Here is a 26006-nt window from a genome sequence, read left to right as displayed (position 1 = left end):
GGTCGGTCTGGAGCGCGGTCTATCGCGCTCTGTTGACTGCCGTCACCAAGTCGCTACGCTGACAGCGGATCCGTACAGCTGGCAAGACCCCCGTTCACCTCCATGTCACCGGCGCGAGGGGGCGCACAGCGATGGCAGCGATGGAGCTTCGGCCCTCGGTCCACGACGACACCTTCCCGCGCGACCACCTCCCGCCCGCCGACCAGTGGCCCGACCTGCTCCTCGGCCCGCGGGGCGGCGTCCTCCCCGCCTACCCGGACCGCCTCAACTGCGGTGCCGAGCTGCTCGACGGCACCATCGCCCAGCTGGGACCCGACCGCCCCGCCGTGCACGACGACACCGGCCGCCTGTGGACCTACGGCCGGCTCGCCGCCCACGTCGACCGCATCGCCCACACCCTCACCGACGACCTCGGCGTGGTCCCCGGCAACCGCGTCCTGCTGCGCGGCCCCACCAGCCCCTGGCTCGCCGCCTGCTGGCTCGCCGTGATGAAGGCCGGCGCCGTGGCCGTCACCGTCCTGGCCGCCCAGCGCCCGCACGAACTCACCACGATCTGCGAACTCGCCCGCATACGGCACGCCTTGTGCGACGCCCGCTCGCTCGACGGCCTCGGCACCCTCGCACGGGCCGCCGACCCACTGCGCGTCACCCCGTACGGCGGCGACACCCCGGGCGACCTGCTGCACCTGGCCGCGGACAAACCCTCATCGTATGCGGCGGCGGACACCTCGGCCGACGACGTCGCCCTCATCGCCTTCACCTCCGGCACCACCGGACGCCCCAAGGGCTGCATGCACTTCCACCGCGACGTGCTCGCCATAGCCGACACCTTCTCGGCCCACGTCCTGCGGCCGCGCCCCGACGACGTCTTCGCCGGCAGCCCGCCCCTGGGCTTCACCTTCGGCCTCGGCGGCCTGGTGATCTTCCCCCTGCGGGCGGGGGCGTCCACCCTGCTGACCGACTGGCGCGGTCCCGAACGGCTTCTCGACGACGTCCGGCGCCACCGCGTCTCCGTGCTCTTCACCGCCCCCACCGCGTACCGCTCGATGCTGGAGGCGCTGGAACAGCCCGGCCCGCACGACGTCTCGTCGCTGCGGCGCTGCGTCTCCGCCGGCGAACACCTGCCCGCGGCCCTCTGGCACGCCTGGCGGCAGGCCACCGGACTGCGCGTCATCAACGGCATAGGCGCCACCGAAATGCTGCACATCTTCATCTCCGCCGCCGACGACGCGATCCGCCCCGGCACCACCGGCCTGCCCGTCCCCGGCTACGAGGCGCGCGTCGTCGGCCCCGACGGCCGGACCCTGCCGGACGGCGAACCGGGCCTGCTGGCCGTGCGCGGCCCCACCGGCTGCCGCTACCTCGCCGACGAACGGCAGCGCGCGTACGTGCGCGACGGCTGGAACCTCACCGGGGACACCTACGTGCGCGAGCCCGGCGGCCACTTCCGCTACGTGGCCCGCGCCGACGACATGATCATCTCCGCCGGGTACAACATCGCCGGCCCGGAAGTCGAAGAAGCCCTGCTGCGCCACCCGGACGTGCTGGAAGCGGCCGTCGTCGGCCGCCCGGACGAGCGGCGCGGCGAGATCGTCGTCGCCCACGTGGTGCTCCGGTCCGGGGTGCCGCGCACAGCGGCGACGGCCGCGGCGCTGCGGGAGTTCACCAAAAAGGAGATCGTTCCCTACAAGTGCCCTCGCGAGATCGAGTTCACGGAGGCCCTTCCCCGCACGCCAACCGGCAAGTTGCAGCGCTTCCGGCTGCGTCACGGCGCTTTACAGTTTCCCCGTGACTGACCAGCAACCACTCCATACTCCTCGGTCCCTCATCGTCACTTTCTACGGCGCGTACGGCCGCGGGGGCGCCCGCCATACGGGCGGCCGGCCCGTACCGATCGCGGCCCTGATCCGGTTGCTGGGTGCCGTCGGCGTGGACTCGCCCTCGGTGCGGTCGGCCGTCTCGCGGCTCAAACGGCGCGGTCTGCTCGTCGCGGACCGCACGCCCGACGGGGCCGCGGGCTACGGCCTCTCGGAGGCCGCACGGCAGCTCCTCGACGACGGCGACCGGCGCATCTACGGCCGGGCCTCCACGCGCACGGCCGGCGGCTGGCTGCTGGCGGTCTTCTCCGTCCCCGAGGAGGAGCGGCACAAGCGGCACCTGCTGCGCTCGCGGCTGGCCCGGCTCGGCTTCGGAACCGCGGCCCCCGGCGTGTGGATCGCCCCCGCGCACGTCCACGACGAGACGCGGCACACCCTCGAACGCCTCGGACTGGCCCCCTACGTCGACCTGTTCAGGGGCTCCCACCTCGGCTTCGAACCGACCGCGGAAGCCGTGGGCCGCTGGTGGGACCTCGGCTCGCTGGCCGCGCAGCACCGCGCCTTCCTGGACGCCCACGAGCCGGTGCTGCGGCGCTGGGCGCGGCGGCGGGTGGTGCCGCCGCGCGACGCCTACCGCGACTACCTCCTCGCGCTGGACTCGTGGCGGCACCTGCCGTACGCGGATCCCGGCCTGCCGGCGGGCTTGCTGCCGGCCGACTGGCCCGGGGGACGGGCCGCGCGGGTCTTCGGGGCGCTGCACGCCCGCCTGCGGGATGCGGGGGCGCGCTTCGTGGCGGGGGAGTTGGCTTAAGGCCCAGGGCTCAAGGCCCCGAAGCCCCTATCCCTTTCCGGTCGGCGGCCGCCGGCTCCCCGCCCGGTACGGCGCCGGCCAGGACACCCCCGGTCCCGCGTACCCCTGCTCGGCCGCCGCGTGCAGCGTCCAGTGCGGGTCGTACAAGTGCGGCCGGCCGAGGGCGCACAGGTCGGCCCGGCCCGCCAGGACGAGGGAGTTGACGTCGTCCCAGGAGGAGATGGCGCCGACCGCGATCACGGGCACGCCCGCCTCGTGACGGATGCGGTCGGCGAAGGGCGTCTGGTACGAGCGGCCGAAGGCGGGCCGCTCGTCGGCGACGACCTGGCCGGTGGAGACGTCGATCGCGTCGGCCCCGTGCGCGGCGAAGGCGCGCGCGACGGCGACGGCGTCCTCCGCGGTGGTGCCGCCGTCCGCCCAGTCGGTGGCGGAGATCCGTACGGTCATGGGCCGGTCGGCGGGCCATGCGGCCCGGACGGCGTCGAAGACCTCCAGGGGGTAGCGCAGCCGCCCCTCGAGGCCGCCTCCGTAGGCGTCGTCGCGGCGGTTGGTCAGCGGCGAGAGGAAGCCGGACAGGAGGTAGCCGTGGGCGCAGTGGAGTTCGAGCAGGTCGAACCCGGCGCGGCCGGCCGCCTCCGCGGACCGTACGAACCGGTCCCGTATCGCGGCCATTTCGGCGACCGTCAGGGCGTGCGGGGTCTGGTTGACGCCGGGCCGGTAGGGCAGCGCCGACGGGGCTACCAGCGGCCAGTTCCCCTCCGGGAGGGGCTCGTCGATGCCCTCCCACATGCGGCGGGTGGAGCCCTTGCGGCCCGCGTGCCCGAGCTGCAGTCCGATCGCCGTGCCGGGCGCCTGGTCGTGGACGAAGCCGGTGATGCGGCGCCACGCCCGCTCGTGCTCGGGGGTGTACATCCCCGAGCAGCCGGGCGTGATCCGGCCCTGCGCGCTCACGCAGACCATCTCGGCCATGACGAGCCCGGCCCCGCCGAGGGCGCGGGCGCCGAGGTGGACGAGGTGGAAGTCGCCGGGGGTGCCGTCGGTCGCGGAGTACATGTCCATGGGGGAGACGACGACCCGGTTGCGCAGGGTCAGGCCGCGCAGCCGGAAGGGGGTGAACATGGGGGGCGTGCCGGGCGGGACGCCGGCCTCGTCCTCCACGGAGGCGACGAAGTCCGCGTCGCGCAGGCGCAGGTTGGCGTGGGTGACGCGGCGGCTGCGCGTGAGGAGGTTGAAGGCGAACCGGCGCGGCGGCTGGTCCACGTGCACGGCGAGGTCCTCGAACCACTCCAGGCTGGCGCGGGCGGCGCGCTGGGTGGAGGCGACGGCCGGGCGCCGCTCGGCCTCGTACGCGGCGAGCGCCGCGGGGACGTCCGGGTGCCGCTCCAGGGCCCGGGCGAGGGCGAGGGCGTCCTCGACGGCGAGCTTGGTGCCCGAGCCGATGGAGAAGTGGGCGGTGTGGGCGGCGTCGCCGAGGAGGACCGTACGGCCGTGGTGCCAGCGCTCGTTGACGACCGTGCGGAAGGCGGTCCAGGCGGAGTTGTTGGAGCGCAGGGGGCGGCCGCCGAGGGCGTCGGCGAAGTGCTTGCCGCACGCGGCGAGCGTGCCGTCCTCGTCGCAGCGGTCGAGGCCGGCGCGGCGCCAGACGTCCTCGCGCATCTCGACGACGACGGTGCTGGCGTCGCTTCGGTACGGGTAGCCGTGGAGCTGCATCAGGCCGTGCTCGGTCTCGGCGATCTCGAAGCGGAAGGCGTCGAAGGCGAAGTCGGCGGAGAGCCAGATGTAGCGGCAGCGGTGGGTGGTGAGCGTGGGCCGGAAGTGCTCGGAGTGTGTTTCGCGCGTGCGGCTGTGGACGCCGTCGGCGGCGATGACCAGGTCGTGGGTGCGGGCGAGCGCTGCCGCGGGCGGCGCCTCGGTGCGGAAGCGGAGCCGGACGCCGAGCCCGTGGCAGCGCTCGTGGAGGATCTCCAGGAGCCGGCGGCGGCCGAGGGCGGCGAAGCCGTGACCCCCGGAGCGCAGGGCGGTGCCGCGGTGGACGACGTCGATGTCGTCCCAGCGGACGAACTCGCGGCGCAGGGCGGCGTAGACCTCCGGGTCGGCGCTCTCGATGCCGCCGAGGGTCTCGTCGGACAGGACGACGCCGAAGCCGAAGGTGTCGTCGGGGGCGTTGCGCTCCCACAGGGTGACCTCGCGCTGCGGGGCGAGCCGTTTCAGCAGGGCGGCGGCGTAGAGGCCGCCGGGGCCGCCGCCGATGACGGCGACCCTCCCGGCGGGTGTCACTGCCCCTGCCACTTCGGCGGCCGCTTCTCGGTGAAGGCGGCGTGGAACTCGGCGTAGTCGGCGCTGTTCATCAGCAGGGCCTGGGTGGCGGCGTCGAGTTCGACGGCGGCCGCGAGCGGCATGTCGAGCTCGGCGGTGAGCAGGGCCTTGGTCTGGGCGTGGGCGAGGGCGGGCCCGTCGGCGAGGCGGCGGGCGAGGGCCTGCGCCTCGGGCCCGGCCTGCCCCTCCCCGGCCATCAGGCTGACGAGTCCGATGCGTTCGGCCTCGGCGGCGCGCACGGTGTCGCCGAGCATGAGCAGCCGCGTGGCGTGTCCGAGGCCGACGACGCGGGGGAGTAGGTAGGCGGCGCCCATGTCGCCGCCGGAGAGGCCGACCCGGGTGAAGAGGAAGGCGAAGCGGGCGGTCGGGTCGGCGACGCGGAAGTCGGCGGCGAGCGCGAGGACGGCCCCGGCGCCCGCGGCGACCCCGTGCACGGCGGCGACGACCGGGAAGGGGCACTCGCGCAGGGCCCGTACGGTCTGCCCGGTCATCCGGTTGAAGTCCAGGAGCTGAGCGGTGTCCATGGCCAGCGTCGCGCCGATGATCTCGTCGACGTCGCCGCCGGAGCAGAAGCCGCGGCCTTCGCCGCCGAGCACGAGGGCGCGCACGGAGCCGTCGCGGGCCAGCTCGGGCAGGAGGTCGCGCAGGTCGGCGTAGGCGCCGAAGGTGAGGGCGTTGAGCTTGTCGGGGCGGGCGAGGGTGACGGTCGCGACGCCCGCGTCGAGGGTCAGGCGCAGGTGCCGCCACTCCTCGGTACGGGACGCGGAGCCGGTGAACGGACTCATGGAGCGCGGCCTCCTTCAGCCGGGGGGCTGGTGCGTGCCTGCGCTGTGAAGTTATCACCGCTATGTGACTGTCGTCACGAGTACGCGATAAGGATCCGGGGTCGCGGGAAAACGCCCGCCGCCGCGGCGGGTTGCCGCGGCGGCGGGGGAACGGTCCGGTTCGGCGTGCGGCGTGCGGGGCGTCAGCCCGCCAGCGTCGCCACCAGCACCGCCTTGATCGTGTGCATCCGGTTCTCGGCCTGGTCGAAGACGACGGAGTGCGGCGACTCGAAGACCTCGTCGGTCACCTCCAGGGAGGTCAGTCCGTGCCGCTCGTGGATCTCGCGGGCGACCGTCGTCCCGAGGTCGTGGAAGGCGGGCAGGCAGTGCAGGAACTTCACCGCCGGGTTGCCCGTCGCGCGCAGCACGTCCATGGTGACGGCGTACGGCGCGAGCAGGGCGATGCGGGCGTCCCACACCTCCTTGGGCTCGCCCATCGACACCCACACATCGGTGGCGACGAAGTCCGCGCCCTTGACGCCCTCGGCGACGTCCGGAGTGAGGGTGATCCGCGCCCCGCTCGTCTCGGCGAGCCGCCGCGCCGCCGCGATGACCTCCGCGCCGGGCCACAGCTCCTCCGGGGCGACGATGCGCACGTCCATGCCGAGGAGCGCGCCGGTGATCAGGTAGGAGTTGCCCATGTTGTAGCGGGCGTCGCCGAGGTAGGCGAAGGCGACGTGCTCCAGGGGCTTGGCGGTGTGCTCGGACATGGTCAGGACGTCGGCCAGCATCTGGGTGGGGTGCCACTCGTCCGTCAGGCCGTTGTAGACGGGCACCCCGGCGTGCGCGGCCAGCTCCTCCACGACGTCCTGGCCGTGGCCCCGGTACTCGATGGCGTCGAACATCCGGCCGAGCACGCGCGCGGTGTCCTTGACCGACTCCTTGTGCCCGATCTGGGAGCCCGCCGGGTCGAGGTAGGTCGTACGGGCCCCCTGGTCGCCCGCCGCGACCTCGAAGGCGCAGCGGGTCCGCGTCGAGGTCTTCTCGAAGATCAGGGCGATGTGCAGCCCCAGCAGCCGCTGCTCCTCGACACCGGTCTGCCGGGCGGCCTTGAGTTCGGCCGCGAGCTCGACGAGGCCGTGGAACTCCTCGGCGGTGAAGTCCGTCTCCTTGAGGAAGTGACGGCCCTTGAGGTCTGTCGTCATGGGGATGGACTCCTAGCTGGCTGGCGGGGCTCACGACTGCGGAAAAATGGAATTCTATACATGCCCCCGCATTGCTATGCAATCATGTGTGCGAAGGGCCACTCGGGGCGGGGGCCGGAGCGGAGACGGGACCCACGGCCGGTGTCGTCAGCGGCGCAGGGGCCGCACCCACCGCGTCCCGCTCGATCGGACAGCTCATGCAGCGCGGCCCGCCCCGCCCCCGGCCCAGCTCGCTGCCCGGGATGGTGATCACTTCGATGCCGTTCTTGCGCAGGTGGGTGTTGGTCGTCACGTTCCGCTCGTAGGCCACCACCACGCCCGGCTCGATGGCCAGCACGTTACAGCCGTCGTCCCACTGCTCCCGCTCCGCCGCGTGCACGTCCTGCGTCGCGGTGAGCACCCGCACCGCGTCCAGGCCGAGGGCCGCGGCGATCGCCCGGTGCATGTGCTCCGGCGGGTGGTCGGTGACCTTCAGCTCGCGCTCGCCGGCACCCGGCTCGATCGTGTACGAGCGGAGCATCCCGAGCCCGGCGTACTGCGTGAACGTGTCCCCGTCCACCATCGTCATCACCGTGTCCAGGTGCATGAAGGCGCGCCGCTTGGGCATGTCCAGCGCCACGATCGTGCGGGCCGAGCCGGCCGCGAAGAGCCGGTGGGCGAGCATCTCCACCGCCTGCGGCGTGGTCCGCTCGCTCATCCCGATCAGCACGGCGCCCTCGCCGATGACGAGCACGTCGCCGCCCTCGATCGTGGACGGATAGGCGGCCTGGCCCTCGGACCAGACGTGGAAGCCGCCGTCCGAGAAGAGCGGGTGGTAGCGGTAGAGGGCCTCGTAGTGGACCGTCTCGTGCCAACGCGCGGGCCAGCGCATCGCGTTGACGCACACCCCGTCGTAGACCCAGGCGGAGGTGTCCCGGGTGAACAGGTGGTTGGGCAGCGGGTTGATCAGGAAGTCGTCCAGCTCCATGGCGTGGAAGCGCACGGAGACCGGCTCGCTCCAGCGCTCCAGGAACTCGCGCTTGGTCATCCCGCCGACCAGCCACTCGCCCAGCTCACCGGCCGGCAGCCGCTCGAACGCGGCCCGCAGGTGGCCGGTGGCCAGCGGCCCGTACTCCTTCTCGTCGAAGACCCGGTCCAGCACCAGCGCCCGGGCCTCCGGCACCGTCAGGCTCTCCTCCAGCAGGTCCTGGAAGAAGTGCACCTCGACCCCGCGCTCGCGCAGCACGTCCGCGAACCCGTCGTGCTCCGCGCGGGCCCGCCGCACCCACAGCACGTCGTCGAAGAGGAGAGCGTCCTTGTTGGAGGGCGTGAGCCGCTTCAGCTCCAGGCCGGGGCGGTGCAGTATGACGCGGCGCAGCCGCCCGGCCTCGGAATCGACATGGAATCCCATCCCCCCATCCTGTCCCGGATCACGCGTGATGACCCGGTTCACCACGGCGAAACGTCCACGGGCGGCCCGCCGTGGCCCGGGCGGGAGGGTGAGGTGCGAGGCCGGGCTCAGATGTCGCGGAAGATCTCGATCTGGGCGCCGATCGTGTTGAGGCGCTCCGCCAGGTCCTCGTAACCGCGGTTGATGACGTACACGTTGCGCAGGACCGACGTGCCCTCGGCGGCCATCATGGCGAGCAGGACGACCACGGCCGGGCGCAGGGCCGGCGGGCACATCATCTCCGCGGAGCGCCAGCGCGTGGGGCCCTCGACCAGGACGCGGTGCGGGTCGAGGAGCTTGACGTCCGCGCCGAGGCGGTTGAGGTCGGTGAGGTAGATGGCCCGGTTGTCGTAGACCCAGTCGTGGATGAGGGTCTGGCCCTGGGCGGCCGCGGCGATGGCCGCGAAGAAGGGCACGTTGTCGATGTTGAGGCCCGGGAACGGCATCGGGTGGATCTTGTCGATCGGGGCCCGGAGCTTGGACGGACGCACGGTCAGGTCCAGCAGACGCGTGCGGCCGTTGTTCGCCGGGTACTCCGGGCTGCGCTCGTGGTCCAGGCCCATCTCCTCCAGGACCGCCAGCTCGATCTCCAGGAACTCCACCGGCACGCGCCGGATGGTCAGTTCGGACTCGGTGACGACGGCGGCCGCCAGCAGGCTCATGGCCTCGACCGGGTCCTCGGACGGGGCGTAGTCCACGTCGCGGTCGATGGTGGCCACGCCGTGGACGGTGAGGGTGGTCGTGCCGATGCCCTCGACGCGCACGCCGAGCTCCTCCAGGAAGAAGCACAGGTCCTGGACCATGTAGTTCGAACTGGCGTTCCGGATGACGGTGACGCCGTCGTGCCGGGCGGCCGCGAGGAGGGCGTTCTCGGTGACGGTGTCCCCGCGCTCGGTCAGCACAATCGCCCGGGTGGGTGCGACCGAACGGTCGACCTGCGCGTGGTAGGTGCCGTCGGTCGCGGTGACCTCCAGGCCGAAGTGGCGCAGGGCCGTCATGTGTGGCTGCACGGTGCGGGTGCCGAGGTCGCAGCCGCCCGCGTACGGAATCTTGAAGTGGTCCATGCGGTGCAGCAGCGGGCCCAGGAACATGATGACGCTGCGCGTGCGGCGGGCGGCCTCGGTGTCCATCGCGGCCAGGTTGAGCTCCGCGGGCGGCACGATCTCCAGGTCGTTGCCGTCATTGATCCAGCGGGTGCGGACGCCGATGCTGCCCAGCACCTCCAGGATCCGGTAGACCTCCTCGATCCGGGCGACCCTGCGCAGGGTCGTGCGGCCCGCGTTGAGCAGGGTCGCGCAGAGCAGTGCGACACACGCGTTCTTGCTGGTCTTGACGTCGATGGCGCCGGAGAGCCGGCGGCCGCCGACCACCCTGAGGTGCATGGGCCCCGCGTAACCGAGGGAGACGATTTCGCTGTCCAGCGCCTCACCGATCCTGGCGATCATATCAAGGCTGATGTTCTGATTGCCTCGCTCAATGCGGTTCACGGCGCTCTGGCTGGTGCCGAGGGCCTCCGCGAGCTGCGACTGGGTCCAGCCTCGGTGCTGACGGGCATCGCGGATCAGCTTGCCGATACGGGCGAGGTATGCGTCTGTCATGCCGTAGACGTTATCTCACATATGAGATTTCATCCGCATGGCGGTTCTGGCCATTGGTTGTTCTATTACGATGCGTATAACTCGAAGGCGCCACGACGGCGCCTCGCGGGTGACACGGAGGTGTCATGACTGCGATCCCCCGCCCGCCGAGCGGCGTTCGCGCGCCCCTCGTCGTGGCGTCCGCCCATCTGCTGGCCTGCGCCGCCTTCCTGACGGTCTTTCTCGTCCGCCGTGACGGCCTGCCCGACCCCGTCGCCACGCACTTCTCCGGTTCCGGGGGCGCCGACGGGTTCACCGCGCTCGGCTCCTTCCCCTACCAGGCCCTCGCGCTGCTGCTCGTGCCCGCGCTGATCTCCGGCGCGCTCGTGCACGCGACGCGCGGCGCACGGGTGCTCGTCGCCCTCGGCTGCGGCGTCGCGGGCCTGCTCGGCGCCGTCATGGTCTCCGTCGTCCTCGGCAACGCCCGCGCGGATTCGGCCGATCGGGCGCATCTGGGCTTGGCGACGCTCGGCATAGCCGTGGCCGTCGCCGCCGTTGCGGCAGGTCTCGGCGTCCTGGCCGCGGGCCGGAGCGCCCCGCCGGCGCCGGCGACAGCAGCGGCGGCGGGGACGACCCCCGGCGCCGTGCCCCGCCTCGACCTCCGCGAGGGCGAGAGCGCGACTTGGACGCGAGCCGCGGGCTCGCGCCCCATGCTCGTCGGCGGAGGGAGCCTCCTGGCGGCCGGCGCCGTCCTCGTCCCGTTCGCCGGCTGGGGCGCCGGCATCGGCCTGATGGTCGGCGGAGGCGTGCTGTGCGCCTGCGCGGGCGCCCGCGTCACCGTCGACCGGCACGGTCTCACCGTCAACCTGCCGGGCCTGCCCCGCCCCCGGGTCCGCATCCCCCTCGACCGGATCGAGGAGGCCGAACGCCGCGACGTCGACCCGCTGCGCGACCTCGGCGGCTGGGGCTACCGCGCCGTCCCCGGCCGCAGCGGCTTCGCCCTGCGCTCCGGCGAAGCCGTGGTGCTCCGCCTGACGACCGGCAGCGAATTCCTCGTCACGGTCGACGACGCCGCCACCGCCGCCGCGCTCCTCAACGCCCTGGCCGGCCGCGCCCGCACGGCGAACGGCGGGGGCTGACGTGCTCTTCCGCCTCGACCACGCCTCCCCGGTCCCCCTCGGTGACCAGATCGCGGCCGCCGTGCGCGGCGCCGTCGCCGACGCCGCCGTACACCCCGGCGAACGCCTCCCGGCCGCCCGCGCCCTCGCCGATTCCCTCGGCGTCAACGTCCACACCGTCCTGCGCGGCTACCAGCAACTGCGCGAGGAGGGCCTCATCGAACTCCGGCGGGGCCGCGGCGCCATCGTCACGGCCGACCCGTCCGCCCCGGGCCGCGCCCGCCTGACCGACGGCGTCCGCGCCCTCATCACCGAAGCGCGCTCACTGGGCCTGTCGGACGACGAGGTGATGGACCTGGTACGGACGGGGCTGGCGTGACGCACCTCGGCCGGCGGCTCAGAACTCCGAGGTGTCCAGGTCGAGGTCGAACGGCTCGGGAAGACGGACGGGCAAGCCGAAGGGGAGGGGGCCGTCCGTGCGCGTGTAGCCCAGTCGGCCGGGCTCGCTGAAGAGCGTGCAGGAGTGCTCCTGACAGTCCACGAGCAGGTAGAGCGGGGCGCGGTACTCGGCGTAGCGGCGGCGTTTCGCGACCGCACCTGTCGCCCCTCCGGGCACGGAGGTGACCTCGACGACGAGGAGGGTCTGGCCGGGCAGGAGTGCTCCGGCGCCTGTCGCCGACTCCGTGGGCACGACGGCCAGGTCCGGGACGTACCAGTTGAGGCTTCCGGGAAAGTCCAGATCGCCGGAGCCTTGGGTGCCACCCAGCCTGTCCAGGACAGGGGCGAGCTGGTTACGGATGCTTCCCGCTGTGGTGACGTCGCTCCACGGTCGGGACAGAGGGACGATCACTCCCTCAATGAGCTGCACTTGATCATTTTCGAAGCGCTGAAGCGCGTATTTGAGTGCGGCTTCAGGATCCGCGACCGCGTAGGTACGGGCTTGAGTGCTCATCGGTCCTTCTTCGGTGAACGGTGCGGCGGCGTGATGACCGCATCGGTTTACAGCAATCCGCGCCGCAACAGCTGCGTTCGAACATCTCCCACCCGTATGGGTGAACCAGACCCGCCCGTGGCAGTCGATCCACCCCCTGCCATGATCGAACCGCAGCGGCGGCCGGGGGTGCCGCCGCGCGGGGAGGTCGCCTCATGGGTGCACTGGTCAGTTCTTTCGCCGACGACGCCGCGCGGGCCCGGATACTCGGTGCCTACGACAAGGCCATGGCCTTCTGGCCGGAGCCGCGGGGGCAGCAGGACGTCGCGACGTCCTTCGGGAGCACCCGGGTCCACACCTACGGCGGCGGTCCCGGCACCCCGGTCGTCCTGCTGCACGGGCAGAACGCGACACCCGCCGAATGGGCGTCGAACGTGGCCGTGCTCGGCGAGGGCCGCCCCGTGCTGGCCGTCGACCGGGTGGGGGAGCCGGGCTACAGCACCCAGACGGCCCCCGTCCGCACCGCCGACGACACCGCGAACTGGCTCGAAGAGGTCCTTGCGGGCCTCGGGCTGGAGCGGGCGCACCTGGTCGGTCACTCGTACGGCGGCTGGGTGGCGCTCAATCACGCGGCCCGCAAGCCCGCCCGCGTCGTCTCGGTGGCCGCCTACGAGCCGCCCCGCGCCCTGGCGGCCCTGAAGCCGGGCTTCCTGCTCGGCGCCGTGGCCGCCATGCTCAGCGGCTCCGAGAAGTTCCAGCAGCGCTGGTTCAGCGGGCTCATCGGCGACACGGGGGCGGCCCCCGAGGAGGCCGACGCGCAGCTGCAGCTGTCGCTGGAGGCCATGCGCGGCTTCCGCGTACGCCTGCTCCCGCCGCCGCGCATGACCGACGAGGAACTGCGCTCGGTGACCGCCCCCGTGCTGATCATGCTCGGCGGGGCGGACCGGGCCATGGACTCGCAGCGTGCCCGGGAGCGGGCACGGCGGCTGATCTCCAACGTGCGGGCGGAGATCGTGCCCGGTGCCGGGCACGGCATGCCGGTGAAGGCGCTGAACAGCCGTGTGCCGGAGTTCTGGCGCGAGGTGGAGGCCGCGGCGCCGGCCGGGCAGGCCTGACGGGGCCGGGTAGGCCTGCCCGGGGCCGGACGTGCCCGGCGGGGGCGGGCCCGCCGGACCGGACGGGCCCCTGCCGCGGAGAGCGCGGGCCCGCCAGGACATGACCGTTCCCCGGCGATGTATTAGAGTTATCTCGACATCGAGATATCTGCCGAGAGGCGTACCGCTGTCGCGCCAGTAAGGCATGCCTAACTAAGGCACACCTTATCGGATCGGCGGGACCGTGGGGCGGCAGGATGGCCGCAGTACGCGAATTCATGCATGAAGGAGACTGTCGTGTCGGCGAACAGCTTCGACGCCCGCAGCACGCTGCAGGTGGGCGACGAGTCGTACGAGATCTTCCGGCTGGACAAGGTCGAGGGCTCCGCACGCCTTCCCTACAGCCTGAAGGTGCTGCTGGAGAACCTGCTCCGCACGGAGGACGGCGCGAACATCACCGCCGACCACATCCGTGCGCTGGGCAGCTGGGACTCCCAGGCCCAGCCCAGCCAGGAGATCCAGTTCACGCCGGCCCGCGTGATCATGCAGGACTTCACCGGCGTCCCCTGCGTCGTCGACCTCGCCACCATGCGTGAGGCCGTCAAGGAGCTCGGCGGCGACCCGGCGAAGGTCAACCCGCTCTCCCCGGCCGAGCTGGTCATCGACCACTCCGTCATCGCCGACAAGTTCGGCACGAAGGAAGCCTTCGGCCAGAACGTCGAGCTGGAGTACGGCCGCAACAAGGAGCGCTACCAGTTCCTGCGCTGGGGCCAGACCGCCTTCGACGACTTCAAGGTCGTCCCCCCGGGCACCGGCATCGTCCACCAGGTGAACATCGAGCACCTGGCCCGCACCGTCATGGTCCGAGGCGGCCAGGCGTACCCCGACACCCTCGTCGGCACCGACTCGCACACCACGATGGTCAACGGCCTCGGCGTGCTGGGCTGGGGCGTCGGCGGCATCGAGGCCGAGGCCGCGATGCTCGGCCAGCCGGTCTCCATGCTCATCCCGCGCGTCGTCGGCTTCAAGCTGACCGGCGAGCTTCCGGCCGGCACCACCGCGACCGACCTGGTCCTCACGATCACCGAGATGCTGCGCAAGCACGGTGTCGTCGGCAAGTTCGTCGAGTTCTACGGCGAGGGCGTCGCCGCCACCTCGCTGGCCAACCGCGCCACCATCGGCAACATGTCGCCGGAGTTCGGCTCCACCGCCGCGATCTTCCCGATCGACGGCGAGACGCTGAACTACCTCAAGCTCACCGGCCGCTCCGAGCAGCAGGTCGCGCTCGTCGAGGCGTACGCCAAGGAGCAGGGCCTGTGGCTCGACCCGGCCGCCGAGCCGGACTTCTCCGAGAAGCTGGAGCTCGACCTCTCCACGGTCGTCCCGTCGATCGCCGGCCCGAAGCGCCCGCAGGACCGCATCGTCCTCGCCGAGGCCAAGGCCCAGTTCGAGCGTGACGTCCTCAACTACGTCTCCACCGCCGACGAGGCGGGCGAGGAGTCCTTCCCGGCCTCCGACGCCCCGGCCGAGACCAACGGCGTGCCGAGCAACCCGGTCACCGTCACCGCCCCCGACGGCTCGACCTACGAGATCGACCACGGCGCCGTCACCGTCGCCGCGATCACCTCCTGCACCAACACCTCGAACCCGTACGTGATGGTGGCCGCGGCCCTCGTCGCGAAGAAGGCGGTCGAGAAGGGCCTGACCCGCAAGCCGTGGGTCAAGACCACCCTCGCCCCGGGCTCGAAGGTCGTCACCGACTACTTCGACAAGGCGGGCCTGACCCCCTACCTCGACAAGGTCGGCTTCAACCTCGTCGGCTACGGCTGCACCACCTGCATCGGCAACTCCGGCCCGCTGCCGGAGGAGGTCTCCAAGGCCGTCAACGACCACGACCTCGCGGTCACGTCCGTCCTGTCGGGCAACCGCAACTTCGAGGGTCGCATCAACCCCGACGTCAAGATGAACTACCTGGCCTCCCCGCCGCTGGTCGTCGCGTACGCCATCGCGGGCTCCATGAAGGTGGACATCACCAAGGACGTCCTGGGTACGGACACCGAGGGCAACCCGGTCTACCTCAAGGACATCTGGCCGTCCGAGGCCGAGGTCAACGACGTCGTGGCGAACGCCATCGGCGAGGACATGTTCAACAAGTCCTACCAGGACGTCTTCGCGGGCGACGCCCAGTGGCAGGCGCTGCCGATCCCGACCGGCAACACCTTCGAGTGGGACGCCGAGTCCACCTACGTCCGCAAGCCCCCGTACTTCGAGGGCATGACGATGGAGACCACCCCGGTCACCGACATCGAGGGCGCCCGCGTCCTCGCCAAGCTCGGCGACTCGGTCACCACCGACCACATCTCCCCGGCCGGTGCCATCAAGGCCGACACCCCGGCCGGCAAGTACCTCACCGAGCACGGTGTGGAGCGTCGTGACTTCAACAGCTACGGCTCGCGCCGCGGCAACCACGAGGTCATGATCCGCGGTACGTTCGCCAACATCCGCCTGCGCAACCAGATCGCGCCGGGCACCGAGGGCGGCTTCACCCGCGACTTCACCCAGGCGGACGCGCCGGTGTCGTTCATCTACGACGCCTCGCAGAACTACCAGGCCGCCGGCATCCCGCTGGTCATCCTGGGCGGCAAGGAGTACGGCTCCGGCTCGTCCCGCGACTGGGCGGCCAAGGGCACGGCCCTCCTCGGCGTCAAGGCCGTCATCACCGAGTCGTACGAGCGCATCCACCGCTCGAACCTCATCGGCATGGGCGTCCTGCCGCTGCAGTTCCCGGCCGGCCAGTCGGCCGACTCGCTCGGCCTGACCGGCGAGGAGACCTTCTCCATCGCGGGCATCACGGAGCTGAACGAGGGCACCACCCCGAGCACGGTCAAGGTCACCACCGACACCGGTGTCGAGTTCGACGCGGTCGTCCGCATCGACACCCCCGGTGAGGCGGACTACTACCGCAACGGCGGCATCATGCAGTACGTGCTCCGGAGCCTGATCCGCAAGTAAGCGGTTCCGGCAGGCGAGTTGTGAGGGCCGCACCCCGTTACGGGGTGCGGCCCTCGCGCGTGTCCGGGCGCCGGTGCGCCCGGGGCGTATGAGCGGCCGCCCGAGCCGGGTGGCCCGGCTCACCACCCCTGACCCGGTACGCGCGTTCGCCCCTGCACCCTCGCGGGGCAAATCCCAACACGACCGGGTGATCAGAGGATTGGCGAAGTGTCGGACATTCCGCTCCTGGTTAGGCTCCGGCGGGGATCGACGCCGGGACGATGTCGTCCCCTAGGGAGGGAACAACCATGGAATCCGCCGTCACTTTCGGGGAGCTCGAACGCCTCTCGGGCGAGGAGCTCCCTCCGCGACTCGTCCTCTCGAGCGTGCTGCCGGCGGGCACCGACCAGCCGGTCTACCCGGCGATGGTGAAGACCGACCACGGCACCACGGTCGCCTACGCCTGCCAGTACCGGCAGAACGCGGGAAGTCCTCCGCTCCTCGTCTTCCTGGGACTCGCCTCCCAGAACCCCGGCTACACGACGACGTGCATTCCCGCGGCCATCTCCACCCATTGAGCACTGATCCGCAATCCGTAATCAGAGAAGGGGAATGGAATGGACAACGCCATCAGCTTCGAGGAACTCGACGGCGTCGCGGGTGAGCTGCTGCCCGAGCGTACGGTCATGGGCATCGTGGCCGCCCCGCTCGCCTACGGCCCCGCCGGGGACGGCGACGGCGGTGCGGGCGCCGGAGCCGGCAGCTCCAGCAGCAGCTCCGCGACGTCCTCGGGCGGCGGGGTCTACGCTCCGCCGGCCTCCGACCACGGCACCACCATGCTGTCCGCCTGCCAGTCCGTGGACCGGCAGCAGCCCGCCGGCCTGCTGAGCTCGCTCAGCCTGCACTCGCAGAACCCGGCGACCGGCCTCCACTGCGTCCCGGCGGCCGTCTCCAGCCACTGATCGCCTAGCGGTCCGCCGTGAGCACCGGGGAAGGAGCGGACACGTCCGCTCCTTCCCCGGACTCCTTCTCGGCCCGCATCCCCCGACCCGACCCCGCCCCCTTACGGAGAGCGCTCATGACACCGCCCGCGCTGGTGGCCGGTACGGAACTGGTCGGCGAGTTCGAGGACTCCGGCTACCGCGAGCCGCCGCACCTGGTCTGCCGGCCCGACGGGCAGATCGTCCGGCTGCCCCCTCTGCTGTACCAGGTCGCGCGGGCGCTGGACGGCCGTCCCGTGGCGCGGGTGGCCGAGGAGATCAGCCGGGAGACGGGCCGGACGTTCACCGAGGAACACGTCGTCTTCGTCATCGACAAGAAGCTCGCCCCGCTGGGCCTCACGACGTACAGCGACGGCTCGCCGCCTCCGGCCGTGCACAAGAGCGACCCCTTCCTCGCCTTCCGGTTCCGGCTGGCGGTGCTGCCCGAGCGCGCCACCTGGTTCCTGGCCGGCCTGTTCGCGTGGCTGTTCCGGCCGCTGCTCGTGCTGCTCGCCCTGGGCGCCTTCGCCTTCGGCGAAGTCTGGCTGTGGCTGACCCAGGACACCGGCGCCGCGCTGCGGTCCGTGCTCGCCTCCCCGGCCGACGTCCTCCTCGTCGTCCTCCTGGCCGTCGCCTCCTGCGTGTTCCACGAGATGGGCCACGGCGCCGCCTGCCGCTACGGCGGCGTCCGGCCCGGCGCGATGGGCTGCGGCATCTACCTGGTGTGGCCCGCCTTCTACACCGACATCACCAGCTCCTACCGGCTCGGCCGGGCCGGGCGCATCCGTGCGGACCTGGGTGGCGTCTACTTCAACGCGCTGTTCGTGCTGGGCCTGCTGGCCTGGTACGAGGCGACCGGCAGCCCGCTGCTGCTGGTGGCGATCTTCTCCGTCCACGTGGAGATGGTCCAGCAGCTCCTTCCCACCCTGCGCTTCGACGGCTACTACATCGTGGCCGACCTGGTCGGCATCCCCGACCTGTTCAAGTACATCGCGCCGATCCTGAAGCGGGTCGTCCTGCGCCGCCCGGAGGACGAGCGCCTGAAGGCGCTGAAGCGTTGGCCGCAGATCGTGGTCGCCGCCTGGGTCCTCTTCCTCATCCCCGCGCTGACCCTGCAGCTCGGCATGGTGCTCGCCAACATGCCCCAGCTGCTGCGGACGGACTGGCGGACGATCACGTCGCTGGCCGAGCACGCGGGCGCCGACGGCTATCCGGTCCTGGGCACGGTCGCGGCCTGCCTGCAGGTCGTCCTGCTCACGCTGCCCGTGGCGGGCCTGACGCTGGCGCTGTGGCGGCCCGTGCGCTCGCTCTTCCGGCTCGCCCTCAAGGCGGCGGGCCCGGACGACGGGCGGCGAGCGCGTACCACGTGAACCCGCCTCGCCCTGCCCGAGTGATGGTGCCCGCCGGCCTCGCCGGGCGGGCACCGTCAGCTGCGGGACGCCGGGGTCAGCCCAGCAGCTCGCGGGAGGCCAGGGCGGTGCCTTCGACCCGGGCGCGGATCTTGGCGAAGGCGGTGTCGCGGGAGGTGGAGGTGTCGTCGGCGAAGGGGGAGAAGCCGCAGTCGTCGCAGGTGCCCAGGCGGTCGGCGGGCAGATGGCGGGCGGCGGCCAGGACCCGGTCGCGGACCTGCTCGGGAGTCTCGACGCGGGGGTCGATCGGGTCGGTCACCCCGACGAACACGCGGGCGTGGCCGGGAAGATGGCCGGCGAGGACGGCGAGCACCTTGTCGGGGTCCGGCTCACCGGCCAGCTGGACGTAGAACACCCCGGCCTCGAGCCGCAGCAGCCCGGGCAGAAGAGCGGCGTAGTCCACGTCGAGACTGTGCGTGGAGTCCTGGTCGCCACCCGGGCAGGTGTGCACGCCGATCCCGGCCCGGTCGGCCGCGGAGAAACGTTCCAGGACACGGTTGTTGATCGCGACGAACTGTTCCAGCAGGCCCCCCGAAGGGTCCAGCTTCAGCGACAGGCGGGCCTCGGTGAAGTCGAGCTGGACGACATGGGCCCCGGCCTCCAGACAGCCGCGGATGTCGGCCTCCGCCTCGGCGGCGAGATCGTCGAGGAAGGCTTCGCGGGGATACCCGTCGACAGCGGTCGGCGGATAGAGCAGGCTGAGCGCCGAAGGGGCGATGACGGCCTGCTTGACGGGGACGGTCGCGTGCCGGAGGGCGGAGCGCAGATAGCGCTCGGCGTGCACGGCGTAGCGCAGGGGCCCCGCCGTCAGCCGGGGCAGCTGCCGCGAGTGCCCGTCGGCGAAGGGGATGACCACGCCGTCGGGCGCCAGCCGGTCCGAACCGGCCAGGGGGTACGTGGCGAAGCTGGGCTTGGCCTGTTCGCCGTCGGTGACGACGGGCGAACCGGTGTCCTCAAAACGACGGATGGTGTCGCGGACCGCGGCGTCCTGGGCGGTGGCGAGCTCGTCGTCCCCGATCCGGCCGGCGGCGTGGTCCGCCATGGCAGCGAGCAGCTCGGCGGGGCGGGGGATGCTGCCGATGGGTTCGGTGGGGATCGCCGGGGGAGTGGGGGGAGCCAGGGGAGTTACGGGAGTTGTCGGGTTGTGGGTCATGGCCGGATCTCCAGCTGTGCCTGGCCGCTGCTTCCCTCGAGCCCGGAGGAGAGGCACTCGGTGGGGAGCCCCACGGACGCCGCCACGACGGTCCGCTGCGCCTGCTGCCCCTCCCCGCGCCCTTCGACGACCCGGCCCGTCAGCCTGAGGACTTGGCCGTTGGTGACGCGGTACGTGCCGCCGCCGTCGTAGGCGATCAGCGACTGCTGTCCGTCGGCGTAGCGGACGACCTCCGTGATGCGGGCGGAGCTGCCCAGTGTGAGGCAGGAGGCCGACGGCGACACCCCGTCGAGCGACCCGGTGGCCGGCACGTTGCGGCCCGGTGCGACGTTGCACGTGTAGTGGGCTTCCACGGAGACGCGCGTCTCGCGTGAGACGAGCGTCAGAGGCGGATCGTAGGTGCTGGTACTGCCGCCCGTGCACAGCACCGGGCCTTCTCTGTGCCGGCCCGGGTCGCCGTGCCGGCCCGAGTCCGCCTGCCCGGCCGGGGACCACACCCACGACGACCCGGCCAGAGTCAGAGCGCTCAGTGTCACTGCCGCACCACGTGCGCCGATCATGTGCCCTCCCGGGGACCGGTTTCACCACCGGCCCTGTCACTACCCCTGCACGTGTCCGCTGCCCCCGGCACTCGCAGCGGTCCGGCCGCGTACGTTCCGCCCTCCGCGCGGGGCTCGCACGCCGCACCACTGCGTGGGGCCCGGCGTTCCGGGTAGAGACCATCGAATAGGAACGTAGCCTGATAGAAGGTGCTTCAGTGGACGAAACTGCTGCCAAGCGACTTGTCTTCGCCATGCTGGACGCGGACGGCGACGGAGTCGTCTCGAAGGCCGAATACTCCGCGCGGGTCGAGCGCGTGACACGGGCGACGGGACGGACGGAGGACGACCCCCTGGTCATTGCCGCCCGTGCGGCCGGAGCGCGGGCATGGGCGGCGATGGACGCGGACGGCGACGGAGGGGTGACCTTCGAGGAGTACGCGGCCTGGGCCGGCGCCGAAGCGTTCGACACCGTCTGCGAGCCCGTGCTCGGCGGCCTGTTCGACCTCGCCGACACCGACGGGGACGGCGCTCTGGACCTGAAGGAGTTCACGACGCTGCGCACGGCACTGGGGAACCCGGTCGGCAACGCCGCATCCGCCTTCGCCGCGCTGGACGGCGACGGCGACGGCCTGGTCGGCCGCGACGACTACCTCGCCTCGGTCCGTGCGCACGTCGCCGGGGAGGACTCTCCCGTGGGCGAGGCCCTGTACCGCCGGGAGGCTTCGCTGCGCGGATGAGGGTCCGCCCGCGAGGGCGCGGCGCTCAGGCACGGGGTCCCGTAGCGCCCGGCCGCCTGCGGGATCCCCGGCCGCCTGCGGGTTCGGCTTGATCACTTAGGATCGGAAGAGCCGAACACCTGGGGGAACACATGAACTTGAGACTCCGGTCGGTCGTGGCGGCGGCCGCCCTCGCCGTCGGCCTGGCCCTCCCTCCGGGCACGGCCGCGGCGGCGGGCACCGCCGCCCCTGCGGGTACCGGCACCGCAGGCGCCGCGACCGTGGACGGCTCCCCCGACGGGCTGGACGCCAAGGCCCTGCAGGCGGCCCTGGACAAGCTGACGGCCGCCGGCGCGCCCGCGGCCCTCGCCGAGGTGCGGGTCGGAGACCAGCGGTGGTCGGGCGCCAGCGGGATGCGGGACGTACGGACCAAGCAGCCCGCCCGGCCCGGTGACCGCTACCGCGTCGCCAGCGTGACCAAGTCGATGGTCGCGACCGTCGTCATGCAGCTCGCCGACGAGGGGCGGCTGAAGCTCGACGACCCGGTCGCCAAGCACCTTCCGGGCGTGCTCCCCTACAAGGAGCCCATCACCCTCAAGCAGTTGCTCAACCACACCAGCGGCATCCCGGACTACTTCGGCGACCTCTACCCGACCGGTTCGCTCGACGAGCATCAGAAGAACCGCTTCCGGTACTTCGCTCCCCGAACCCTCGTCGAGAACGCGGTCAAGAAGCCGCTCGCGGACACGACCGGCCCGGAGCTGCCCTACTCCAACACCAACTACGCGCTGCTCGGGCTGGTCGTGGAGAAGGTCACCGGCAAGTCGCTGGGCAGCGAGCTCACGCGCCGGGTGTTCCGGCCCGCCGGCATGCGCGACACCTCGTACCCGACCGTGACCCCGTTCCTGAACGGGCCGCACGTGAACGGCTACATCAAGCCGGAGAACGGGCCCCTGTTCGACGCCACGGACTACACGCCCTCGGTGTGGGGCGCCGCGGCCGCCGTGGTCTCCACCAACGCCGACCTCAACCGCTTCTTCCGCGCGCTGTCCGACGGCACGCTGCTCTCCCCGGCCCGGCTCGCCGAGATGCGGCAGCAGGACAGCAAGTACCCGTACTACACGCAGGGCCTGATGGCCGGCGGCGACCTGTGTCCCGCCCGGCCGGGCGATCTGCTGTGGGGCAACCGGGGCAACGGCTTCGGCTACCGGTCCATGACCTTCAGCTCACCGGACGGCCGCCGTCAGCTGAGCTTCGGCTGGACGGTGAGCGTGCCGGGCGTGGTCGGCCCGCCGGCCGTGGAAAAGGCCTGGCAGGATTTCCTGCTCGCGGCCCTCGGAGCCACGTGCGGGCGGGGCTGACGGAGGGGCCGGACGAAGGGCCGCACCCCCGCGGGGCGCGGCCCTTCGCGTGACGTCAGGTCACGACGGATCGGATCGGTACGTCAGTACCCGGTACATCACCCCGGTACATCAGTACATCAGTACCTCAGTACATCAGGCGGAACTGGTTCCAGCCCGAGTTGCCGATCTTCACCTTGTAGTCGTACGGCTGGTCCGTGCGGCCCGTGCCGCGGTACAGCCACAGCGCGCCGTCCTTGTCGCGCGCGATGAGGTCGGCCTTGCCGTCCAGGTCGACGTCGCCCGTACCGAGGATCTTGTTGAACTGGTTCCAGCCGCCGCCGATGCGCTGCTTGTACTCGAACGGCTTGGTGTAGTCGCCGGTGCCCTTGTAGAGCCAGAGCACGCCGTCCTTGTCGCGGGCGACGATGTCGGCCTTGCCGTCACCGGTGAGGTCGCCGCGGCCGGCGATCTCGGTGAACTGGCCCCAGCCCGGGCCGACCTTCTTGCGGCCGGTCAGCGTGCCGTCCGGGTAGGCGAGGTAGAGCCACAGGACGCCCTCGCGGTCGCGGACGAGGATGTCCGACTCCTTGCCGCCGCCGAGGTTGCCGGGGGACATGAACTGGTCGTACTGGCCCCAGTCGTCCGCCACGATGCTCGGGCTCTTGCCCGCGGGCGCGAAGATGATGTTCTGGTCGTTGTCGCGGACGTACAGGCCGTCGGCGATGCCGTCGCGGTCGTGGTCGACGCGGGCGGCGGCGTTGATCGCGCTCCAGCCGTTGGTGACGTACTCCTTGGGCGTGATCCCGCCCTTGCCGTCGGGCCAGTAGAAGTACAGGTCGTCGTTGTTGACGGCGCTCAGCGGGAAGAAGGGGGCCTCGGCGGCGGGACTGTCGGCCTTGACGCCCTTGCGCGGGGCGGCCGGGCGCGGGGCCTGAGGGGCGACGGCGCCGGTCTTCGGGTAGTCGCCGGACTTCGCCTCGCCGCGCAGCGCCTCGGAGCGGTGCTTGAAGGACGCGTCGGCGGGCAGCTTCGCCGCCCGCTCGGCGGCGGTGGTGACGGGGGAGGCAGGGGAGGCAGGGGAGGCCTTGGGGCCGTCGGCGAGGGCGGTGCCGGCGGTGGCGCCGACCAGAGCGGCGGCTATCGCAGCGGTGGCGATGCGGCGCTGCGCCGCGCGAGCGCGCGGGCGGCCGGGAAGGTGAGCCACGTGGGTTCTCCAGAGGGTCTCAGCGAAGAGTGACGCGCGCCTTGTCAGGGGTCTCCCGCCAGAGGCCTCCGCGGCAGGGCCGGCCTCCCGGCAGGGCTGCCTCCTGTCAGGGGCACGCCACTGGATCCACGTGATCGTTTCACACTTTCTTTACGAGTCAATGGCGTTTATGGGGATCTCGGCCCCTCGACCCCAATAGTTCGATCTCGGCGAGGACGTGGTCGCCGCCGTCGGCCGCGCGCAGCCGGTAGTGCCGGTAGGCCGCGGGCCGGGCGACCGAGAAGACCCGTGTCTGCCGGTCCCAGGCGAACGCCTCGCCCGTGCGCCGGTCCACCGTCTCCCACCCCTCCTCGCCGTCCCGTGACCCCTCCAGCACCCAGCCGTCCGGGGCCTTGGCGCGGTCCGCCGAGGTGAGGGTGTAGGAGGTGACGCGGTCGCCGGACGGCACCTGCAGCAGGGCCGTGCCGAAGGAGACCTCCGTGACCGAGCTGTCGTCGGTGAGGGGGGAGGCGCCCGGCGCGGTCAGGTCCTCGTCGGGCTTCGGGGCCTCGAAGTCCTTGCTGATGGACGTGGGCCCGTCGCCCCGGCCGCTGCCCCAGGAGGACGGCCGCGGACCCATGTCGAACTCCAGGACCGCCCCCTTCGCGAGGACGGCGTGCGGGAGGGCCGTCGACCGCCAGGCCTTGCCGTTGACCCGCAGGCCCTGGACGTACACGTTGCGGGCGCTGTTGCGGGGGGCCTTGACCACCACGTCCCGCCCGCCCTCCAGATGGAGCGTGGCCTTCCGGAAGAGCGGCGACCCGATCGCGTACTCACCGCCGCCCATCACCAGCGGATAGAAGCCCAGTGCGCTGAACAGGTACCAGGCCGACATCTCGCCGTTGTCGTCGTCGCCCGGGTAGCCCTGGCCGATCTCGCTGCCGAGGTAGAGACGGGACAGCACCTCGCGCACCTTCTCCTGCGTCTTCCAGGGCTGCCCGGCGGCGTCGTAGAGGTAGGCGATGTGGTGCGAGACCTGGTTGCTGTGGCCGTACATGCCCATCCGGACGTCCCGCGCCTCCGTCATCTCGTGGATGACGCCGCCGTAGGAACCGGCGAACTCGGGCGCCCCCGTCTCCGGCGTGCCGAAGAACTGGTCGAGCTTGTCGGCCAGGCCCGACCGCCCCCCGTACAGCCCGGCCAGGCCGCGCGTGTCCTGCGGGGCGTGGAAGGCGAAGTTCCAGCCGTTGGTCTCGGTGTAGTCGTTGCCCCAGACGCGCGGGTCGTACCGCCCGGGCGGCAGGCGCCGCGAGCCGTCGGCGTTGCGGCCCTGGAAGAAGCCGACGGCGGGGTCGAAGAGCTTGACGTAGTTGCGGGCGCGGTTCAGGAAGTACGCCGCCTCGTCGCGGTAGCGGGCCTTGCGGGTGCGCTCGTACAGCGCCTTGCCCATCGTCGCGAGCCCGTAGTCGTTGAGGTAGCCCTCCAGGGCCCAGGACATGCCCTCGCGGGTGGTCGTGCTCGTGTAGCCGAGGAAGGGCGAGGTCTCCATGCCCTTGCGGCCGACGCCGGGCTGCGTCGGCACCACCGTCGCGTTCTTGAGCGCGGCCTCGTAGGCGGCCTCCGCGTCGAACGGGACGCCCTTGGCGTAGGCGTCGGCGAAGGCCACGTCGGAGCTCGTGCCCGTCATCAGGTCGGCGTAGCCGGGGGAGGACCAGCGCGCTGTCCAGCCGCCGTCCTTGTACTGCTGCACGAAGCCGTCGACGAGCCGGCCCGCCCGCTTGGGGGTGAGGAGGGAGTAGGCGGGCCAGGTGGTGCGGTAGGTGTCCCAGAAGCCGTTGTTGACGTACACCTCGCCGTCGTTGATCCGCGCGCCCGTGCGGGTCGGGGTGTTCTCGCCCTCCGGGCGGGAGAACGGGCTGGCGTAGCGGTGGCGCGGGCGGGCCCGGGTACCGGTGTTCTCGAAGCCGGAGTTGGGATAGAGGTAGAGCCGGTAGAGGCTGGAGTAGAGGGTGGTGAGCTGGTCGCGGCTCGCTCCCTCGACCTCGACCCGGCCGAGGAGGGCGTCCCACGCGGCGCGGGCCCGGTCGTGGACGCGACCGAAGGAGGCCCCCTGCGGGATCTCCTGCTCCAGGTTGGCCTTGGCCTGCTCCGTGCCGATGAGGGACGTCGCGATGCGCAGGGTGACCGTACGGTCCTTGCCGGGGGCGAGGCGCAGCCAGCCGGTCGTGCCGGAGTCGTCGCCCGGACCTCCCGGTTTGCCGCTCGCGGTGACCGGCGTGTCGAGCACCCCGTAGACGAACATGCGGCCCGCGCCGACGGACAGGCCGCTCTTCACGTCCGAGTAGGCGGTGAACGACCGGGTGGCGGGATCGAGGGAGAGGCCGCCCTGGTTGCGGACGTTGTCGAGGATCAGAGCGGCGGTATCGGTGCCGGTGTCGGTGCTGGTGCCGGGCGCGGGGTCGGCGGCGTGCGCCGGATAGGTGAAGCGCATCATCGCGGCGTGGTCGGTGGGTGTGATCTCGGCCTTGATGCCGTTGTCGAAGGTGACGCCGTAGTAGTGCGGGCGGGCGACCTCGTTCGCGTGGCGGAAGGGGAGGGCGCGGGCGGTGCGGCCGGTGTCCGGGGGG

The 26006-nt window shown here is 72.0% G+C and carries 21 protein-coding genes; 11 read left to right on the top strand and 10 right to left on the bottom strand.

Annotation, left to right across the window (positions count from 1 at the left end):
• Positions 1 to 140 precede the first annotated feature (140 nt).
• On the top strand, positions 141 to 1796 hold the full coding sequence (locus ACSNOG_RS08285; protein WP_436751923.1) for an AMP-binding protein: 1656 nt from the start codon (positions 141 to 143) through the stop codon (positions 1794 to 1796).
• Positions 1789 to 2628: a PaaX family transcriptional regulator gene (locus ACSNOG_RS08280; RefSeq protein ID WP_436751901.1), complete on the top strand. Its 840-nt coding sequence runs from the start codon at positions 1789 to 1791 to the stop codon at positions 2626 to 2628. The genes ACSNOG_RS08285 and ACSNOG_RS08280 overlap by 8 nt, the downstream gene beginning before the upstream one ends.
• A 27-nt stretch (positions 2629 to 2655) precedes the next feature.
• Here the strand turns inward: ACSNOG_RS08280 and ACSNOG_RS08275 are convergent, their stop codons facing one another.
• The 5 genes from ACSNOG_RS08275 to ACSNOG_RS08255 all read right to left on the bottom strand — a co-directional run bounded on the left by ACSNOG_RS08275 (position 2656) and on the right by ACSNOG_RS08255 (position 9940).
• The gene (locus ACSNOG_RS08275; RefSeq protein WP_436751900.1) at positions 2656 to 4917 is read right to left on the bottom strand and encodes a bifunctional salicylyl-CoA 5-hydroxylase/oxidoreductase; all 2262 of its coding nucleotides are present in this window, start codon (positions 4915 to 4917) and stop codon (positions 2656 to 2658) included.
• The gene (locus ACSNOG_RS08270; protein WP_436751899.1) at positions 4902 to 5729 is read right to left on the bottom strand and encodes an enoyl-CoA hydratase family protein; all 828 of its coding nucleotides are present in this window, start codon (positions 5727 to 5729) and stop codon (positions 4902 to 4904) included. The genes ACSNOG_RS08275 and ACSNOG_RS08270 overlap by 16 nt, the downstream gene beginning before the upstream one ends.
• Positions 5730 to 5911: 182 nt before the next feature.
• On the bottom strand, positions 5912 to 6913 hold the full coding sequence (gene argF / locus ACSNOG_RS08265) for an ornithine carbamoyltransferase (protein ID WP_436751898.1): 1002 nt from the start codon (positions 6911 to 6913) through the stop codon (positions 5912 to 5914).
• A gap of 82 nt (positions 6914 to 6995) precedes the next feature.
• A complete protein-coding gene (locus ACSNOG_RS08260; protein WP_436751897.1) occupies positions 6996 to 8303 on the bottom strand; it encodes an arginine deiminase in 1308 nt (435 codons plus the stop codon).
• Positions 8304 to 8410: 107 nt separating this feature from the next.
• Positions 8411 to 9940: a helix-turn-helix domain-containing protein gene (locus tag ACSNOG_RS08255; RefSeq protein WP_436751896.1), complete on the bottom strand. Its 1530-nt coding sequence runs from the start codon at positions 9938 to 9940 to the stop codon at positions 8411 to 8413.
• A gap of 125 nt (positions 9941 to 10065) precedes the next feature.
• Between ACSNOG_RS08255 and ACSNOG_RS08250 the strand changes: the two genes are divergently transcribed.
• Positions 10066 to 11058: a hypothetical protein gene (locus ACSNOG_RS08250; protein WP_436751895.1), complete on the top strand. Its 993-nt coding sequence runs from the start codon at positions 10066 to 10068 to the stop codon at positions 11056 to 11058.
• Position 11059: 1 nt separating this feature from the next.
• Positions 11060 to 11416, top strand: a complete 357-nt coding sequence (locus ACSNOG_RS08245) for a GntR family transcriptional regulator (protein ID WP_436751894.1) — start codon at positions 11060 to 11062, stop codon at positions 11414 to 11416.
• Between the two features lie 18 nt (positions 11417 to 11434).
• Here the strand turns inward: ACSNOG_RS08245 and ACSNOG_RS08240 are convergent, their stop codons facing one another.
• The gene (locus ACSNOG_RS08240) at positions 11435 to 11989 is read right to left on the bottom strand and encodes a Uma2 family endonuclease (protein ID WP_436751893.1); all 555 of its coding nucleotides are present in this window, start codon (positions 11987 to 11989) and stop codon (positions 11435 to 11437) included.
• A gap of 194 nt (positions 11990 to 12183) precedes the next feature.
• Here ACSNOG_RS08240 and ACSNOG_RS08235 point away from each other — a divergent pair, with 194 nt between their 5' ends.
• From ACSNOG_RS08235 to ACSNOG_RS08215, 5 genes are all read left to right on the top strand, one after another.
• The gene (locus ACSNOG_RS08235) at positions 12184 to 13083 is read left to right on the top strand and encodes an alpha/beta fold hydrolase (RefSeq protein ID WP_436751892.1); all 900 of its coding nucleotides are present in this window, start codon (positions 12184 to 12186) and stop codon (positions 13081 to 13083) included.
• A 276-nt stretch (positions 13084 to 13359) separates the two neighbouring features.
• Complete coding sequence (gene acnA / locus ACSNOG_RS08230) at positions 13360 to 16074, top strand: aconitate hydratase AcnA (RefSeq protein ID WP_436751891.1); 2715 nt, start codon at positions 13360 to 13362, stop codon at positions 16072 to 16074.
• Between the two features lie 287 nt (positions 16075 to 16361).
• Complete coding sequence (locus tag ACSNOG_RS08225; RefSeq protein ID WP_436751890.1) at positions 16362 to 16631, top strand: hypothetical protein; 270 nt, start codon at positions 16362 to 16364, stop codon at positions 16629 to 16631.
• A gap of 39 nt (positions 16632 to 16670) precedes the next feature.
• Positions 16671 to 17015, top strand: a complete 345-nt coding sequence (locus ACSNOG_RS08220) for a hypothetical protein (RefSeq protein ID WP_436751889.1) — start codon at positions 16671 to 16673, stop codon at positions 17013 to 17015.
• Positions 17016 to 17131: 116 nt separating this feature from the next.
• Positions 17132 to 18403: a hypothetical protein gene (locus tag ACSNOG_RS08215; RefSeq protein ID WP_436751888.1), complete on the top strand. Its 1272-nt coding sequence runs from the start codon at positions 17132 to 17134 to the stop codon at positions 18401 to 18403.
• A gap of 76 nt (positions 18404 to 18479) precedes the next feature.
• Here ACSNOG_RS08215 and ACSNOG_RS08210 read toward each other — a convergent pair whose 3' ends face one another.
• Positions 18480 to 19595 carry a cobalamin-independent methionine synthase II family protein gene (locus tag ACSNOG_RS08210; RefSeq protein WP_436751887.1) on the bottom strand — a complete coding sequence of 372 codons (1116 nt, stop codon included), beginning with the start codon at positions 19593 to 19595 and terminating at the stop codon, positions 18480 to 18482.
• The gene (locus tag ACSNOG_RS08205) at positions 19592 to 20131 is read right to left on the bottom strand and encodes a hypothetical protein (RefSeq protein WP_436751886.1); all 540 of its coding nucleotides are present in this window, start codon (positions 20129 to 20131) and stop codon (positions 19592 to 19594) included. Before ACSNOG_RS08205 ends, ACSNOG_RS08210 begins: the two co-directional genes overlap by 4 nt.
• A 221-nt stretch (positions 20132 to 20352) precedes the next feature.
• Between ACSNOG_RS08205 and ACSNOG_RS08200 the strand changes: the two genes are divergently transcribed.
• Positions 20353 to 20874: an EF-hand domain-containing protein gene (locus tag ACSNOG_RS08200; RefSeq protein WP_436751885.1), complete on the top strand. Its 522-nt coding sequence runs from the start codon at positions 20353 to 20355 to the stop codon at positions 20872 to 20874.
• Positions 20875 to 21005: 131 nt separating this feature from the next.
• The gene (locus ACSNOG_RS08195; protein ID WP_436751884.1) at positions 21006 to 22214 is read left to right on the top strand and encodes a serine hydrolase domain-containing protein; all 1209 of its coding nucleotides are present in this window, start codon (positions 21006 to 21008) and stop codon (positions 22212 to 22214) included.
• 127 nt (positions 22215 to 22341) lie between these two features.
• Here the strand turns inward: ACSNOG_RS08195 and ACSNOG_RS08190 are convergent, their stop codons facing one another.
• Positions 22342 to 23400 (bottom strand): FG-GAP repeat domain-containing protein, encoded by a 1059-nt coding sequence (locus tag ACSNOG_RS08190; RefSeq protein ID WP_436751883.1) that lies wholly within the window; start codon positions 23398 to 23400, stop codon positions 22342 to 22344.
• Positions 23401 to 23557: 157 nt separating this feature from the next.
• Positions 23558 to 26006: GH92 family glycosyl hydrolase (locus ACSNOG_RS08185; protein ID WP_436751882.1), on the bottom strand; the 2449-nt coding region annotated here is incomplete at its 5' end.

Origin of the sequence: Streptomyces sp. URMC 124, assembly GCF_051386455.1 — a bacterium.
Lineage (GTDB): Bacteria > Actinomycetota > Actinomycetes > Streptomycetales > Streptomycetaceae > Streptomyces.
The sequence above is the reverse complement of the archived record's forward strand: the minus strand, read 5'-3'. Positions and strand labels throughout refer to the sequence as shown.